Origin of the sequence: Bifidobacterium sp. W8104 (assembly GCF_016100735.1) — a bacterium.
Taxonomy (GTDB): Bacteria; Actinomycetota; Actinomycetes; order Actinomycetales; family Bifidobacteriaceae; genus Bombiscardovia; species Bombiscardovia choladohabitans.
This window is the reverse complement of the sequence record NZ_JACFRW010000001.1, coordinates 184,927-202,351: the sequence shown is the minus strand read 5'-3', so window position 1 is coordinate 202,351 and position 17,425 is coordinate 184,927. Positions and strand designations below refer to the sequence as shown.

The following is a 17,425-nucleotide window of genomic DNA, read 5'->3' as shown; positions in this document are numbered from 1 at the left end:
CTGCGTGAGCTGTCAAACGTATCGCGCAGGATCTTTCTGGGTGTCCGCTCATCATGAGTTGTGTAAACTCATTGTGATTTATGAGTAGTTGTATTCCGCGTCGTGATTTTGATTCAATCAAAGAATGGCTGACATGACGCATCAGGGCTGTCAAGAATGTTCGATTGTGCTAGAGCGCACGACCAGCCTGGTGGGGAAAACGACCTCATGACTGACTTTCTTCCCCATATGCATGTCAAAGAGCATTGAAGCTGCCTGGGAGGCCATCTCAGCCATAGGCTGTCTGATCGTCGTCAGCGCTGGTCCGAGAAACGCGGATGCCTGTATGTCGTCGAATCCTATTACTGATATATCATCCGGTATGCGTAGATGGAGCCGACGAGCAGTTTCGTACAGGCCCATGGCCTGAAGATCGCTTCCCGCGAAGACGGCAGAAGGTATGGAGCCGTTTGATAAAAGCGAAAATGCTTCGCGCCTGCCGCTATCAACGGTAAAGTCGCCGTACCGGACAAGACTTGGATCAACAGCGATGCCAGATTCTTCGAGGGCAGCACAGTATCCATCGTATCTGGCTTTGGAACACATCATCTTCCTGGGGCCGTTGATGATGCCGATTCTTTTATGCCCCTGCCGGATAAGAAACCGGGTGGCAGTCAAGCCGCCTGTCCAGTTATCGGCTCTTACAGAGGCAGTTGATACTGAAGGATTGCCATAAGGGTCCAAGATCACATAAGGTATTTGACGCGACGAGAGGAGTTTGCGCTCTTTCTTGGACAGATCTGAAAAGACAAGAATCACACCCAGAGGTCTGCGCTCGAGGACGCCGTTGACCCAGGCCGAAGAGGGGGAACGTCTATTGCCGCTTTCGGCTATGGTGACGCTGCAGTTGTGCTCTCTGGCCGCTCCACACGCGCCTTGAAGGAGTTCCATTCCCCAGATGCTGTCGAATTTCTGAAAAACGATTTCAATATTGTTATTGGTCTTTTGCGCTCTAAGCGGCCTGGAATAACCGACACTTTCCAGGAGAGATTCCACATGTTCTCTTGTGCCATCCGATACATCCGGCCGGCCGTTGATGACTTTTGAAACTGTAGCTATAGACACTCCTGCTTGTTTGGCGATGTCCGTCAAACGTGGCTTGACTCCGGAAGAGCTAGTGGGCTTACGCCCATTGTTCATATTCATAGTTATTATTATATCTCGAAATTTTCGCTTTCAGAAATTCCATATAGAGAAGCAGTTTATTTGGATAAATGTCCCATGTTTTAATAAACACGAACTTAAGTTTTGAATTTGTTAGCGAAATATAATATAATCTTATTCGATAATGATGAAACTGATCATGATGAGTGTTCATCTGGTGCGAGCCATTGGAGTCTTTATTTCAAAGCCAATTCCACGTGGTGCTGAAGCGATAGGGCTCTTACTTGTTGGCACAATCGATCAACTTGCAGTGAAAGGCAGAGATGGCTGGAATGAAAAGGTTGTCGCGTAAGGAAGCTGCTGTCCAAGCAAAGGCGTTAGTTGCGAGGATGTCAGCACATGAGTGCGTGGAACAGCTTAATTATGATGCACCTGGTATAGAACGGCTGGGCATTCCGCCTTACAACTACTGGAATGAAGGTTTGCACGGAGTAGCACGGGCCGGAACCGCGACGGTTTTTCCTCAAGCCATTGGGATGGCGGCAAGTTTTGATCCGGATCTTCTCCACTCTGTTGCGGAGGTGATTGCTACAGAGGGAAGGGCTAAGTACAACAGTTCCGTACAGCTCGGTGACAGGGATATCTATAAGGGGCTGACCTACTGGTCGCCGAATTTGAATATTTATCGTGATCCAAGGTGGGGAAGAGGACAGGAAACCTACGGTGAGGATCCTTATCTGACTTCTCGTATGGGCGTGGCCTTCATACGTGGCCTTCAAGGAGAGGGCAAGTATCTCAAATTGGCTGCGGCCGCAAAACACTTTGCCGTTCATTCAGGTCCTGAAGCCATACGGCATGGTTTCGATGCTCGCATAAGCCTGCAGGAATTGTACAGAACCTATCTTCCAGCTTTTAAGGCAGCAGTGAAGGAAGCTGATGTCGAGTCAGTTATGACCGCTTACAACTCGCTCAATGGTGTCCCCTGCAGTGTTAATGCTGAACTGATCAACCATATACTCCGTCAGGAATGGGGCTTCCAAGGTCATGTCGTTACCGACGCTTGGGCATTGGAAGACGTTTATGGAGATCATACCTATGCTTCAGACGCTCAGGAAACGATGGTTCTGGCTATCAGGGCAGGCGTGAATCTATGTACAGGAAGATGCTCTGGGGCCACTGCAGATGCGCTGGCTGCAGGTCAGCTTGGTGAAGAGGAGGTCCGGGAGGCTCTGGAACCGGTTTTTCGGACTCGGGTTCGTCTCGGTATGTTCGCGGACGACTGTCCGTACAACTCTATCGGAATAGATCAGTGCGACACGGAGGATCACCGGGATTTGAGCATGCACATGGCCCAAGAGACCTTCGTCCTGCTCCATAACTCAGGAATTCTGCCCCTCGATACGAATGCGTACGGTTCTGTCTGCGTAGTGGGCCCCCTGGCTGACTCAAGAAGTGCTCTTCTTGGCAATTACTTCGGCACTCCCACCCACTCCACGACGATCCTACAGGGTATGGAATCGGCTTTGAAAGGCATTATGCCTGTCCGCTATGCCCAGGGCTGCTCTCTAACGGGTAATCATGCCAGGTCGGAACTGGCCCATGAGGATGAAGGCGAATCGGAAGCTCTGGCCATGGCAGCAGCCTCCGATCTGGTAGTTGCGGTGATGGGGATGGATTCCAGCATTGAAGGTGAGCAGGGCGATGCAGGCAACTCTATGGGGGCAGGCGATAGAGGGCAACTAGGTCTTCCTGGACGTCAGGAACATCTGCTCCGCGCTCTCTTGGATGTCGGCAAACCTGTCGTCCTTCTTCTTGTTGGCGGTGGCGGCTTCGCCCTGCACGGGTTGGAGGATCACGCAAACATGGCGGCCATTATGCAGATTTGGTACCCGGGCGGTCAGGGCGGCAGAGCGGTGGCAGGCGTGCTTCTGGGGGAAACATCGCCTTCTGGCAAGCTACCGATTACTGTCTATAGAACTCATGCCGGTCTACCCTCCTTCCAGGAGTATGAGCTTGGGAATCGGACTTATCGTTTCCTCGACAGGCTTCCTCTGTATCCATTCGGTTATGGGTTGACATATTCACAAACCAAGGTAGACAGGCCTTCGGTCGTTCTTTCCGGTGGCTCCAGGCGTATTTCAGTCGGTGTCCCGATTCGGAATGAGGGTGATTACCCCGTGAGCGAAGTGGTTCAAATATATCTGGCCCATCATGAGTCTGGATTGTCGGTGCCGAACTGGAATCTTGTGGCTTTTACCAGGGTTGATCTTTCGCCAGATGAACAAGTTGTAGCCGATCTGGAAATCGGACCAGAGGCCTTTATGGAGTTTGATAGCCAGGGAAAAATGGTTGTCGATGGGGATTTCTTCACTCTCTATGCAGGTATCAGTCAGCCGGATGCACGTTCAGTGGAATTGTTGGGTCAAGCTCCCTGGCCAGTCGAAGTCAACTTTGCTACGGGCGGTGTTCGAATACTGAAACCGGGTCCTGCAGCCGTAGCAGGGAAAACGGAGTGATATGAAAAAGAAACTCTCAGTGTCGCCGCTCTTTGGCAACGGCGCCATTCTCCAGCGTGACCGCATTCTTGAGATTCGCGGGCTTTCCCGGGCACATGCGCGGGTCCGCATCGCAGTAGACGGAGCGTCCGATACTGTCGAGAGCGACTCATCCGGGCGTTGGGAGGCTTGTCTGCCTCCCCATGAAGCTGGTGGCCCTTTTGCTATGACCGTGGAGAGCCAGGACGAGTCACTGACCGTCGAGGACTTATATTACGGCGATGTTTGGCTTCTTGGGGGCCAGTCGAACATGGAGCTTCCAGTCAGGAGGATTTTGACCAGGTTTCCTGATGCGCCAGCATGCGGGGATTCTTTGATCAGATACATCAAGACAGATGCAGGGGTCGACTTTCTTAAACGTCATCATGACTTTGTCGGCGGTCCTTGGCGAGCTGCCTTAAAAGAAGATATTTATGATGTCTCGGCTGTCGGATTCTTCTTTGCCCTGGATATTCGCCGCGAGGAAGGCGTTCCTGTTGGCCTTATAATGACGGCTCTGGGCGGATCGAGCATAAATTCTTGGCTCAGTGAACAGACCTTGGCACGAGTGGCAGCTCTGCCTCCGGATTTGCATGAATTGGACCAGGAGCACATTCATCGGGAAGAGGAAGCGTTCGCTGCTGATGAGCATAAGTATTACTCGAGATTGGACAGTCGGGATCCGGGCCTGAGCAACGGATGGGAACAGCCTGGCCTTGATGATGCGTCTTGGGAGCGAATCGAGCCTGCAGATATAAGCAGGTTCAGCTTTACGGGTTCAGGATCCGTCTGGCTGAGGCGATACGTACACGTGCCCAGACAATTTTGGGGGAAGAAGGCTCAGCTACGGCTAGGCACTATGGTCGATGCGGACCAGACTTTCGTGAATGGCCGTCAGGTTGGCGCAGTCGGCTATCAGTATCCTCCACGGAATTATTCGTTGGAAAAGCTGGAGGGCGACTTCCAACTGACCATAAGGCTGAAGATGGTTCACGGGCAGGGGGGATTGACCGAGGGCAAACGTCATGTGCTGGCTTTGAGCAGCGGTAATCTTATCGATTTGGATCGTCAGGGGCCTTGGGCGGTCAGGAGAGGGGCCGATATGCCCGATCTGCGGGCACAGACTTTCTTTACCCATCTGCCTGTCGGGGACTTCAATACGGTCATCAATCCCTTATCGGGCTATCACGTTCGTGGTGTGCTTTTTTACCAGGGTGAAGCCGATACCGGCAATCCTGAGGCCTACGCGCGAAGAATGGTTGCTTTGATCGATGAATGGCGTCGGATACTGGATGATTCCTCTGTTCCATTTATTTTCGCCCAGTTGCCTAATTATGGTTTAGAGCACCAACGTTACTGGCCCAGGCTGCGCGATGAGCAGAGGAAGGCATCCGAAGTCCTTCCTAACACTATGATGATTGTGACTTTGGGGATGGGCGAGGACAATGACCTGCACCCATTGGATAAAAAGTCCATAGCCCATTCCTTCGCCAAGGCCGCAGGCGTTATGTCTTATGGAAAGTCGGGTGAGCCGTGCGGCCCTATGCCGCTTCTTGCTAGCTGGTGCGCGGAAAAGCATACGGTTAGGGTCTCTTTCGCTCATGTCGGAGAAGGATTGGTGCAAACCGGGCCGTTGCTTATGGAAGTCCCCGGCGTTGGCTTGATCAAAGCCGATATCCGCGACGGAAGTATGGTGGAGTGTCTGGTGCAGGACGGGTTCGATCCTCGTGGGAAAACGATACGATACGCATGGTCTGATACGGCCAAGCCGGTGCTCTACAATTCGGAGAATCTTCCAGCCAGCCCCTTTGAGCTTGAGATCCATTGATCAGGTAATAGGCGGGTCTATGGCATGTCCATTCAGGTATGGACATCGGCGTGATCATGCATTTTTGCATCGATGGACATAATAGAAAGCCGCCTCAGAATTGCGATCAGTGTAAGGGCGGTCATTGCGTAATATAGGATATCGAAAGTTTCGTCTACATAAATGCCTGCAATAGTTGGTTTTCCTGCGTAAAAAACGATAGAACGATAAGACAACTTGACTTTTTTCGGAAAACGAATCAAAATTAAACCGGTTCTTGAAACTGTCTTTCGAGAATCGCCGAGATGTCTATGATGGCAAATCTGGGTTCGAAGATGAACGGAGTTTGTAATGAAAAAGGGTTCAATTTTCAGGGTCGTTACGGCGGGGTTAGCCGCCGTTGCGACCCTCCTGCCACTATCGGCCTGTAGTTCCGCACAAAAGAGTGCTGAGAAGAAGGATGTCATCATCAGCGCACCCACGAACGCGACTACGGCTCTTACAATCAATTACAATCCTTTCTCCTCCCTTGCTCTTACGGGGACAAACGGAGGCTTGTATGAGGGGCTGTTTTTCTGCAACAGCTACGGGACCAAAGGGCTGGAGCCTCTACTGGGGACTTCGTATAAAATGAGTCAGGATGCCAAATCCATCCAGATCAATTTGCGTAAGAACGTGGTCTGGTCGGATGGACAGCCTTTTACTGCGGATGATGTGGTATACACCTTTGACTTGTTGAGCAAGAACAGTGCTCTGAACACGGTTGGTTTCCACGGGAGGGCATCCAAAATCAACGAGAACGAAGTTAAGCTGGACTTCGACCAACCTCAATCCGCCAACGGGTTCACTTTCCTCACAACGGTGTATATAGTTCCTAAACACGATTGGGAGAAGAAGAAGGATCCGGTTAGCGATACCAACGAAAAAGCCGTTGGAAGCGGTCCTCTGACTGTTGAAGGCGGCAACTTCTCTTCCATGTCCTACACGCTGAAGAGAAATAAGCACTATTGGGATAAGGGGAAGCCGAAGATTGCTGGTATCAGGTACATTGTTTATTCCAATACCCAGTCGCAGCAAGATGCTCTTCTTGCCGGTCAGTTGGACTGGGCAAACCTGAATATAGTCAATGCCGATCAGGTCCTCTCGGGCAAGCCTGCCATCAAGCAGGTGAATTTGCCTTCCAGCCAAGTCTCACTGATTACTTGCTCAAATGCAGAGTTGGGTTGCAAAGGACCGATTACAGACCCTGCTGTCCGCAAGGCGATCTACTACGGGATCGACCGTGGACAGCTCAATAAGCTCTCATTCAATAATTCATACCTGAAAATCAATGGCTCGCTTTACCCGACTGAACAGTATGAGAAGTATTTCGACAAGTCAGTTGAAGATTCCCCGGTACCTATGAAAGCAAGGGCCGATAAAGCTGAGCAAATTTTGAAAGATGCCGGATACTCCAAGGGAAGCAATGGGCTCTATCAAAAGGATGGACAACCGCTGAGCTTCGAGGTCGCGGTCACCAATGGAACTTCTGACTGGATTAGCGCCATTGATGTGGCGAATCAGCAGCTTAAAAAGATTGGCATTGAGCTGAAAACCAAGCAGGTTTCTTCCAATGAGTGGGGCCAGGGACTACGCAAAGGAGACTACGATCTGACTATTTACGGCCTGTGGTTGCCAAATGCGACTGAAGCTTGGAATTTCTACAACCAGTGGTTCAACGGGGCGAAGACCGCACCAAAGGGCCAGACAGCCTACCCAGGTTATGCCAGGTACAATAATGAGACTGTCAACAAAGCATTGGAGACCATCAACAGTACAACCGACTCAGCGGTCAAAAAGAAGGCATACTCGCAGATTCAAAAGCAGGTCTTCGAGGACATGCCCTATATTCCGCTGCTGAGGCAAGGTGGCCAGGTTCAGACCTGGACCGATAAGGTCAATGGATATCCGACCAAGGATAATCTCTATGCAAATCCGCAGACCTGGGCCAATCCCGATCTGGGAATCGTCATCAAGAATCTCAATCTGAAGTAACATCGCTTTCCACTGGTGGGGGAAGTCGGATGGCATCCCCCACCAGGAAAGCATCCTGGGGTGGAAACAAAATGAAATTCTATCTTCGAAAAATTGGGTTTTACCTGGTGGCCTTCGTGGCGGCGATTACTATCAATTTTGCCATTCCGAGAATGATGCCGGGTAATCCTGTTGACTCCCTCATAGATAGGCTTGCTGCCAAGGGCGGAGCAATTGCTCCAGAGACCAGGGCGGCTGTTCAGTCTATGCTGGGCGATACCCAGACGGGAATTGTGTCGCAGTATTTCGAATATGTAAAGAACATCTTCACAGGGCATTGGGGTGTTTCAGTCACATTCTTCCCGACGCAGGTTACCGAGTGCATCGCTTCGGCGCTGCCGTGGACTGTAGCGCTGGTCGGATGCACGACTGTCATTTCCTTCTTTATCCAGCAGCTTTTGGGTATTGCAGCAGGATGGCGACATGGCAGGCTCTTCGATAATATCGTCTCTCCGGTGGCAACGGTTTTCCAGTCCGTTCCATACTTCTGGCTGGCTTTGATTTTCATCTGGCTTTTTGCCAAGACCCTGAATATCTTTCCCTTGTCAGGCGGGTATGACTATAGAAGCGTCACTCCTGGTTTTTCCTGGGATTTCATATCCAGCGCCCTGTATTATGCGTGTCTGCCGGCCTTGGCCATTCTTGTATCTTCTTTGGGAGCTGGGGTAATCGGCATGCGCAACATGATGGTTTCAACCCTGTCTGAAGATTACATCACAACGGCAGAGGCAAAGGGGCTTTCTCCACGCCGTATAAAGTACGGCTACGCGGCGCGAAACGCAATCCTGCCTTCTTTTTCGGGGTTTGGAACTTCGCTTGGGCACGTAGTGGGGGGATCGTTGCTCACAGAGCAGGTATTCTCCTACCCGGGGATCGGCCAGATGATGTTGCAGGCTGTACAAAGCAATGACTACGCACTCCTCCAGGGGCTCTTCCTGATCATTACCGTTACAGTGCTGGTGGTCAATTTCATAGTTGACCTCCTCTACGGTCTTGTGGACCCCCGTACAAGAATTCAGGATTGAGGTATCACCATGCCAGAGGAGAATACTAACCAGTTGAATTCTGTCGACAATACAAAGCTTGTTGGCAACATGAATAGGGCGTCTAGGAACAGCCGCTTGGCCATAATCAAGGGCATGCTGCCCAAACGCTCCGCTCGTCTGGTCGCCGGCCTTTCCATTCTTGGGTTGGTCCTATTGGTGGCCATTTTCCTGCCCCTGTTCGCGAAGGAGCCCAATCAGATCAGCGATATCGGTCTTACTGGTCCATCGGCTTCGCATCTACTGGGAACGACCAAGTCGGGACAGGATGTCCTGGCGCAGCTAGGCTATTCCACCCGAGGCTCATTGATCATAGGGTTCTCGGTCGGAGTCATCGCCCTCATACTTTCCACAATCTTTGGCGTGCTGGGGACCTATATCGGTGGATGGGTGGATGAGACATTTGCGCTCGTAACCAATGTCATGCTGGTTATTCCAGGGCTGCCGCTGACCATCGTCATAGCTGCGATGATTCCGAATAAAGGCACAGGCATGCTCGTGGCTGTAATATCAGTGACGGCTTGGGCCGGCGCTTCCAGAGTTCTCAGGGCACAGACGCTTTCAATCAGAGGCCGTGACTACGTTCTTGCTGCTCGAATTGCCGGTGAGCACCCCCTGCGTGTCATCTGCGTAGAGATTCTTCCTAACCTTCTGCCCGTTATGGCTTCCCAGTTCACCTTCAGTGTCCTCGGAGCCATACTGAGCGAGTCGTCCCTTTCTTTCATCGGATTGGGATCCTCCAGTCAATTTTCTTTGGGAACCATGCTGTTCTATGCCCAAAATGGATCAGCCCTGAATGCTGGTGCATGGTGGTGGTTCCTGCCGCCGGGATTGATGATTGCCCTGGTCGGCGCTGGTTTGTCCTTCGTCAATTTCTCCATTGATGAGGTTATTAATCCGCATCTGCGCAATGCAAGTGTAAAGACCCCTAAGGGGCACAAGCATGGACGAAAAAGGACATCCGCCCCGGACAAGACCCTGGAAGGAAAAGGTGGCCAGGAATGATTGAGAATAACAAGGGAACGAATATCATGAACGGGTCTTCTTCTTCAATTGAGCGAGACCAGGTACTCCTGAGCGTTAACAATGTTGATGTCGTATATGAAACCGACTTGCCCGTCCATGCCGTGCAGAATGCCTCTTTCGAACTTCATCGAGGGGAGATGATGGGCCTTGCCGGTGAATCAGGCTGTGGGAAATCAACGCTTGCTTACAGCATCAATCAACTGCTGAAACCCCCTGGGACCATTAAATCCGGGACGGTCATCTTTCACGATAAGAGCGGTGAAGATATCGATGTCCGTGCTTTGCAGGGTCAGTCACTGAGGAACTACCGGTGGGAAAAATGCTCCATGGTTTTCCAAGGCGCTATGAATTCTTTGAGCCCTGTGACGAGAATCGGCAAACAGCTTGGAGATGTATACAAGACGCACCGACCGTCCATGAAGGCCAAGGAGCGCCAAGATAGATGCGCCCATCTTCTTGAGATGGTGCACGTGGACCCGAATCGATTGGCCGCCTATCCCTTCGAGCTGTCGGGGGGAATGAGACAGCGTGTAATGATAGCCATGGCTCTGGCGCTTGAGCCGCAATTGATTATCATGGATGAACCGACAACAGCACTGGATGTGGTTGTTCAGCGAGAAATCATAGAGGAGATTTCCAGGTTAAGGCGCGAGCAGGGATTTGCCGTTATTTTCATTACCCATGACCTGCCCATGCTTTTGGAGATTACAGACACGATCACCGTCATGAAAGACGGCAAGATAGTGGAGCATAATGATTCGCACGAGATATATCGACATGCCAAGCACCCATATACCAGGAAACTCCTGACCTCTTTCCCGTCCTTGACAGGCGACAGAGGTTCTTTGCTTCGCTCCTATCAAGAGAAGGACAGGTGATTTTGATGGCCAAGCTGAGTATCGAACATGTCAGCAAGGATTTCGAGCTGCGCAAAGGCCTGAAGCACACAACCATCCATGCTGTGCAAGATGCCAATTTCATCTTGGAATCAGGCAAAACCGTTGCTTTGGTCGGTGAATCAGGTTCGGGCAAATCCACTATTGCAAGGATGATCACCTGTCTGGAATCCCCGACATCCGGCCAGATAAAACTGGATGGCAGGCTGGTTCCGCATAAGGGGCGCGAACTCTATCGGTACCGGCACAATGTTCAGATGGTGTTCCAGGACCCCTTCGCTTCTCTCAATCCGTACCACAACATTTATCACCATCTTGTTCGACCTATGAAGGTTAATGGAATGGCATCCAGTGAGGAGGAGTATGTGCAGAAAGTTGCAGATCTACTAAAACGAGTGGATCTATATCCTGCCGAAGAATATATGTGGCGTCGTCCACACGAGTTGTCAGGCGGTCAAAGGCAGAGGGTGGCCATTGCCCGTGCTCTTGCGCCCGGTCCTAGGATTCTTATAGCGGACGAGCCGGTTTCCATGCTTGATGTGTCCTTGCGTGTCGGGGTTCTGTCCATGCTGGCGAAAATTCAGCATGAAGATCATTTAGCAATGCTTTATATCACTCATGATCTGGCTACGGCCAGGCATTTCTCCGATAAGATTATGGTCATGCAGAAAGGCCGGATTGTAGAGGCAGGGCCTTCCGACCAGGTCATCCTGCACCCGCAGAACAGCTACACGAAAATTTTGCTCAACGCTGCCCCGGATCCCGAACGCTACTTTGAGCGCCAGGAAGAAGCGAAGAGGCAGGAGACGGAGCGTCAAGGGGGTATTTCCTGATGAGGCGCACTGTCACAAGCCTGATGGACGGATGGGAATTCTGCGATGATCGGGCACCTGGGCAATGGAGGGAAGTCGAGCTGCCCCATGATTGGGCTATCGAACGACCGGTCAAGGAGGACATGCCCGGGGGTGGTGAACAAGCATTTCGTGATCGTTGGGGGATTGGCTGGTACCGCAGGACCTTTCATATGGATGAAAGGCCTGCGAGCAAAGCCTGTTGGATTCATTCAGACGGGATATATGAATGCAGCTCAATACACGTGAACGGGGTCTATATAGGAGGCCATGACTACGGGTATTCGCCTTTTTCCTGTGATTTGTCGGACGCTGTGCACCCAGGGGAGAATGAGATTCTTATTCGTGTAGACAACACTCGGACCCCTCCCGACCGATGGTACAGCGGCGCAGGCATATATAGGCAACTAAGTATAGTAGAGGCCTCGAACCCTCATTTGGACCAGGATAGGGTCAGTATAAAGCAGCATATCGATGTAGAAAGTTCTCGGGCAGACCTGTCATGCAGAATTCCTCTGGTCCATTCCACCCGAGAACATGAACCGCGCGATCTGCACATCAGGGCATCACTGGTTGATAAAAACGGCATCGTTGCAGCCTCGGGCAAATTGGAGAACCTGGATGGAACGCTGAAGTTGAGTGTGTCGCATGCACATCTGTGGAGCGCCGAAGATCCATATCTCTATAAGTTGCATATAGGACTGTACTCTGACGATCAATTGATAGATGATCTTAAGCTGCATATCGGATTGCGCCGAGTGAGTTTTGATGCTGAACAGGGGATGTTGGTCAACGGAAGCAAGGTCATCTTCAAGGGGGTGTGCCTGCATCAGGATTTAGGATGCATGGGGTCCAGGACTTCCAGTGATCTATTACGCCAGCGGTTGCTTTTGTTGAAAAAAATGGGTTGCAATGGCATTCGGGCGGTGCATCATGCCCATCCTACTGAATTGTTGGATCTGTGCGACGAACTGGGTTTCTATGTTTATGACGAGGCCTTCGACAAGTGGTTCAGCGGGCATGATGAGCATTTCTTCGCTGAGCACTGGACGGAAGACCTTGCAGCACTCATGTACAGGGACAGAAATCGCCCCTCGGTGGTCATGTGGGGACTGGGCAACGAAGTAGAGCACCAGGCCCAGCCGGCTATGCTTAGGACCCTGTCAACGATGGTCGATTATGCCCACGGACTTGACCCAACCAGGCCTGCCTGTTGTGCCCTGAGCCCCCATTTTCAGCGACCCGATCAGAGCAATAATGGGGATGGCATAGTCCAGGCCACGGATGATGTTTCGGCCAATGAGGAAATCTCCGACCTGGATGGAATTGTCGGATGCATCAAGGCTGTTGCAGATGTCAGCGACATGGTGGTAGTCAATTATGCAGAACAATGGTATGAGCGGATCCACAAGGCAATCAGCGATAAACCGATTTTTGGTTCTGAGGTCTACCAATATTTCTCGGGTCACCCCGATCAGATGCAGAACTTCACTGACGCCAACCCCAATCTTGTACCTTTTGAACATTCCTATGTCGTAGGCGGGGCCATATGGGCAGGCTTCGACTATCTAGGTGAATCCATGGGTTATCCTTCCAAGGGTTGGAGTGGAGCCTTGATTAGGACTGACAACATTCCCAAAACCGGTTATTTCCTGATGCAGAGTTACTGGTCTCGGGAACCGATGGTCCATTTCTGTGTTCTCGACTACAGCCAGCCTGACGAGATGGTCAAAGAACATTGGGATATGCCCCCATACCTGCATCATTGGGACTTCCCTGGAACCAGAAGAAGAGTCCTGCCTTTCATGATTGCCACCAACTGCGATACGGTTCGTCTCTTCTTGAATGGGAAGGAATTCCACCTAGAACAGCCGAATGAGGAGAGGAACCGTTGCATTAAAGGCTATCTGCCCTACATACCCGGCTGCGTACATGTGGAAGGCTACAGAAATGGGAAGAAGGTCTGTCAACAAACAGTGCAAACCCCAAGCAAACCCGCGAGGCTTCTTTTTGGTCCAGATACCAAATCGGCCAGTATTGGGCTTTTTGACTCGGACAAGACGGATTCTGGCATTATGCAACGTTTTCCCGCTGATAAAGGTTTCAGGTGTCTGATCGGACTCAGGTGTGTTGACAAGGACCGGGTCCTGTGCTTTAGAAGCAGTCCTTTAATTCATTTCGAAGTTCAGGGGCCGATTCGAATGGTTGGGCTGGACGATGGGTGTCTGCTAAGCAATGGTGATTATGGGGCAAAGCAGATGCGTGCCTATCAGGGGCAGTGCGGCGTGGTGATAGGAGGGACGGGTGAAGCCGGGCCTGCAAAAATTATGGCCCAGGCTGAAGACATGGAGCCTGCTGTCCTTGAATGTCTGATGTCCTGAACGGGTTTTGCAAGTCGCTTCCATACTCACCTGCATACCGAAGACGGTTGGGCGGCTTTCGGTGCTTTCTGGTGTCCGATCGCCTGAAGTTGAAGGAATTGTCCTTGATGCAATACAGCAGAACTGAAATGAGGAATATGCAGATCTCCTGGTAAACCGAGCATTCGGTGAAGGTGTGAAAGGTTCTCTGATGATATTTCCTGGGTCATCGCGAATTTGTCTTTGACAGATTCGGGATGTTTCGAGGTTACTTTTGGAAACGCAAGGCCGAGATATCTTTTGACGGATAAACTTGGTCAGGTGCCTAGGGCTTGAATACATGCTGGCGTAGCGTCGGCCTGGTTCGAACCCAAGCACCTGGCAACCGATAGGACCTGAACCTGTGGATCACCGATGAGGATGAGGCTTTATGTTTATTCCACGCTACTATGAGGACCCTTCCAGACTGCATGTGGGGACTGAACCCAATCGTTCCTACTTCATCCCAGCCTCAGGGCCGATGGATTCCAGGGGTGACAGGAGGAGAGAGTCGGATCGTTTCCTGGATCTGGACGGTGACTGGGATTTTCGTTATTATCGCAGTCTTTATGATCTTGATGCTGAGGTAACCTCTGCCCAGGAGGCTGGTGAACCTGTTTTTTACCAGGAGGACTTCAATCCCGAGGATGATGCCGGTCATGGGGTGTTCAAGCCTATTACCGTGCCAGGAGTCTGGCAGACACAAGGGTATGACAATCCCCAGTACACGAACACCAGGTATCCTTTCCCCTTTGATCCCCCGTATGTCCCTCAGGACAACCCATGCGGGATCTACCTGCGGACTTTCGAATATCAGCCTGTTGCCAGGGCCCCGCGTGCTCTGCTTAACTTCGATGGGGTGGATTCCTGCTTTTATCTATGGATGAATGGTGAGCTTGTGGGATACAGCCAGGTATCCCATTGCACCAGTGAATTCGATATAACCAAAAAACTGAAACCGGGGCGCAACCGTCTCGCAGTTCTGGTGCTCAAGTGGTGCGATGGCAGTTATCTGGAAGACCAGGATAAGTTCAGGATGAGCGGCATCTTCAGGGATGTCTATATCCTGCGTCGACCTGAAAGCCGCATCCGGGATTACTTCGTTCACACTAATCTGAAGCAGGACAACTCCCGAGCCTGTGTCACTGTGGATCTTGATATAGCGGCTACTGGACAGTCGGCAAAACCGTCTGTCATGGGCAGGATCGTGGACTCAGCAGGTTCGAAGATCGCTGAAAGCAGGGCCAGTGGGGGCGAAAATCAATCATGTCTGCGAATGGAAATCGACCATCCCCGTTTGTGGAATGCCGAAGACCCGCAGCTTTACAGGTTGGAGCTCTACTATAAGGGCGATGCCGTGGGGACGTCCATGGAGGATCCCGACGAGGTCATTACCGACTACATTGGACTGCGATCTGTTAGCGTCGAAGGCCAGGTGGTCAAGGTCAACGGCTCGCCCATCAAGATTCATGGTGTGAACCGGCACGATGGAGATCCCCGGACGGGATTTGCCATTGATCAAGATCAAATCATGCGCGACTTGGTTCTGATGAAAGAGCATAATGTCAACGCCATCCGCACTTCTCACTATCCTAATGCGCCGCAGTACTACTCACTCTTTGACCAGATGGGCTTCTACCTGGTGGCTGAAGCAGACCTGGAGACACATGGAATCGAATACCTCTATCATGATCCCGGCTGGAAGGAACCCGACTATTGGAACGGCAAGATAGCCGACGATCCCAATTTTACCCAGTCTATCCTTGATAGGGCCCAGCGCAGTCTGGAGCGTGATAAGAATCACCCCTCGATCATCATCTGGTCCATGGGCAACGAGAGCGGGTACGGATGTGGAATTGAAGCGGCTTTGGCCTGGACTAAACAGCGCGACCCCTCGCGACTCACCCACTACGAATCGGCAATCCACGGCTCACCCAGGACAGACCTTGACTATTCCAATCTGGATATCACTTCCAGAATGTACCCCTCAATCCGTCAGATCAAGGAGTATTTCACCTCTGAGGGTCCCCATGGCGTCAGCTCTCACGGGGATGACGGGGACGGAGGTAGGCGACCGTACTTCCTGTGCGAGTTCTGTCATGCCATGGGATTGGGGCCCGGCGATCTTGAGGACTACTTCCGTGTTTTCCAGGAGCAGCCGGGAATTCTTGGTGGATGCGTTTGGGAGTGGGCTGACCATGCCATTGATCAGGGACGGTCAAGAGATGGTCGACAGGTCTACACCTATGGCGGTGATCACGACGAGTACCCGAACGATGGCAACTTCTGCATGGATGGTTTGGTGTACCCTGATCGGCATCCCCATACTGGTTTGGAAGAGTTCAAGAATGTCTTTCGTCCAGCTCGGGTAGTTGATTTTAATCCGGCAGATGAAACAATTCGCCTGCATAATTACCTGGACTTTATTTATTTGGATGAGTACATGACCCTGTCTTGGACCGTGCTCAGGGATGGCGAACCGGTTCTTACTGGTGGATTGTCGGAGAATGCCGAAGATGACCTGCACATCGCTCCTCATCAGGAGGGCAAGGTCAAGCTTCCTCCTATAAAATGGCCCGACCGCGGAAGAGTGACGCTCTTGGTTTCCTATGCCTTGAAGAAAGAGGACCGGAACCTTCGTCGGGGACATTTACTGGGGTTCGATGAGTTGAATGCGGCAGCGCTGGGTCTGGATGAACGGAGCAACAGTGTGGCTGGATTCATTTTAGGAGAACACGGACACAACCGACAAGATGTCGTCCGGCCTATGACCAAGGAAAACGCAGGCACGATTGAAGTGGAGGGGGATGACTGGCGATATGTCTTCAACAAGCGTACCGGCATGCTTGATACTGCAATTGTAGCCAATCGACAGCTTCTGACAGCTCCCACCCAAGTCAATGTCTGGAGGGCTCCAACAGACAACGACGCCATCATTAAGCAGGAGTGGATCAGGGCTCAGTACGACAGGACTGTGACCAGGGCGTATGAATCTGTTCTGAATATTGATGAGGACAGAGGCATTACCACGATTCGCACTGACTTGTCCCTGGTGTCGCCGAGCATCCAACCCTTGGGAAGTATCCAGGCTACATGGTCCTTTGATTGTCTAGGAGGTTTGGATCTTGGGTTGAGCTTCCACAAGGATTCCGAATTCCCTGTACTGCCAAGGTTCGGCATACGCCTCTTCCTCCCCAGAACCATGGACAAAGTCACGTATTGTGGATATGGGCCCTACGAGAGCTATAGGGACATGCATCAGGCCAGCCACTATGGCGTTTTCTCAAATACTGTGGAAGGCATGGTTGAACACTATCTGCGCCCACAAGAGAACGGTTCACATTGCGGTTGTGATTATCTAATGGTCGAGGATGGCTGGTCGGCTTTGGAGGTCGTTGGAGACACTCCCATCTCCTTTAGCTGCTCCCCATATACCCAAGAGGAGCTGACTGAAAAAGGTCACGACTATGAGCTGCAGGAATGCGGTTCCACTGTGCTTTGCCTGGATTATGCAACTGCAGGTGTCGGCTCCAATAGTTGCGGACCTGATTTGGCTCCTGCCTATCAAATGAATGAGTCCGAAATCACCTTCGGACTGCATCTAAGGGTCCAATCACACTAGATCCGTGAACCAGGATGGAGAGGAATTGCTC

The 17,425-nt window shown here is 51.5% G+C and carries 11 protein-coding genes and 1 pseudogene; 11 read left to right on the top strand and 1 reads right to left on the bottom strand.

The annotated features are described in order from the left end of the window. Positions 1 to 150: 150 nt before the first annotated feature. Positions 151 to 1,179, bottom strand: coding sequence for a LacI family DNA-binding transcriptional regulator (locus H3U89_RS00825; RefSeq protein WP_198179501.1), 1,029 nt, complete (start codon positions 1,177 to 1,179; stop codon positions 151 to 153). A gap of 151 nt (positions 1,180 to 1,330) precedes the next feature. Between H3U89_RS00825 and H3U89_RS00820 the strand changes: the two genes are divergently transcribed. From H3U89_RS00820 to H3U89_RS00775, 11 genes and pseudogenes are all read left to right on the top strand, one after another. After that, entirely contained in the window at positions 1,331 to 1,495 is a 165-nt protein-coding gene (locus H3U89_RS00820) for a hypothetical protein (RefSeq protein WP_198179041.1), read from the top strand. Between the two features lie 37 nt (positions 1,496 to 1,532). After that, positions 1,533 to 3,659 carry a glycoside hydrolase family 3 N-terminal domain-containing protein gene (locus tag H3U89_RS00815; RefSeq protein WP_198179043.1) on the top strand — a complete coding sequence of 709 codons (2,127 nt, stop codon included), beginning with the start codon at positions 1,533 to 1,535 and terminating at the stop codon, positions 3,657 to 3,659. A gap of 1 nt (position 3,660) precedes the next feature. After that, positions 3,661 to 5,505, top strand: a complete 1,845-nt coding sequence (locus H3U89_RS00810) for a sialate O-acetylesterase (protein ID WP_198179045.1) — start codon at positions 3,661 to 3,663, stop codon at positions 5,503 to 5,505. Between the two features lie 330 nt (positions 5,506 to 5,835). Beyond that, the gene (locus H3U89_RS00805; RefSeq protein WP_198179047.1) at positions 5,836 to 7,518 is read left to right on the top strand and encodes an ABC transporter substrate-binding protein; all 1,683 of its coding nucleotides are present in this window, start codon (positions 5,836 to 5,838) and stop codon (positions 7,516 to 7,518) included. A 71-nt stretch (positions 7,519 to 7,589) separates the two neighbouring features. Beyond that, complete coding sequence (locus H3U89_RS00800; protein WP_154313377.1) at positions 7,590 to 8,582, top strand: ABC transporter permease; 993 nt, start codon at positions 7,590 to 7,592, stop codon at positions 8,580 to 8,582. 9 nt (positions 8,583 to 8,591) lie between these two features. Continuing rightward, on the top strand, positions 8,592 to 9,605 hold the full coding sequence (locus H3U89_RS00795; protein ID WP_232339178.1) for an ABC transporter permease: 1,014 nt from the start codon (positions 8,592 to 8,594) through the stop codon (positions 9,603 to 9,605). After that, the gene (locus H3U89_RS00790) at positions 9,602 to 10,504 is read left to right on the top strand and encodes an ABC transporter ATP-binding protein (RefSeq protein ID WP_232345398.1); all 903 of its coding nucleotides are present in this window, start codon (positions 9,602 to 9,604) and stop codon (positions 10,502 to 10,504) included. The genes H3U89_RS00795 and H3U89_RS00790 overlap by 4 nt, the downstream gene beginning before the upstream one ends. A gap of 5 nt (positions 10,505 to 10,509) precedes the next feature. Further along, positions 10,510 to 11,355, top strand: a complete 846-nt coding sequence (locus tag H3U89_RS00785) for an ABC transporter ATP-binding protein (RefSeq protein WP_198179049.1) — start codon at positions 10,510 to 10,512, stop codon at positions 11,353 to 11,355. Further along, a pseudogene (locus tag H3U89_RS08515) lies at positions 11,355 to 11,780 on the top strand (sugar-binding domain-containing protein); the annotation flags it as partial. The gene H3U89_RS00785 and the pseudogene H3U89_RS08515, both read left to right, overlap by 1 nt. Before the next feature lie 30 nt (positions 11,781 to 11,810). Next, positions 11,811 to 13,754: a glycoside hydrolase family 2 protein gene (locus H3U89_RS00780; RefSeq protein ID WP_232345395.1), complete on the top strand. Its 1,944-nt coding sequence runs from the start codon at positions 11,811 to 11,813 to the stop codon at positions 13,752 to 13,754. Between the two features lie 499 nt (positions 13,755 to 14,253). Beyond that, positions 14,254 to 17,394: a glycoside hydrolase family 2 TIM barrel-domain containing protein gene (locus H3U89_RS00775; protein WP_415873544.1), complete on the top strand. Its 3,141-nt coding sequence runs from the start codon at positions 14,254 to 14,256 to the stop codon at positions 17,392 to 17,394. Positions 17,395 to 17,425 lie beyond the last annotated feature (31 nt).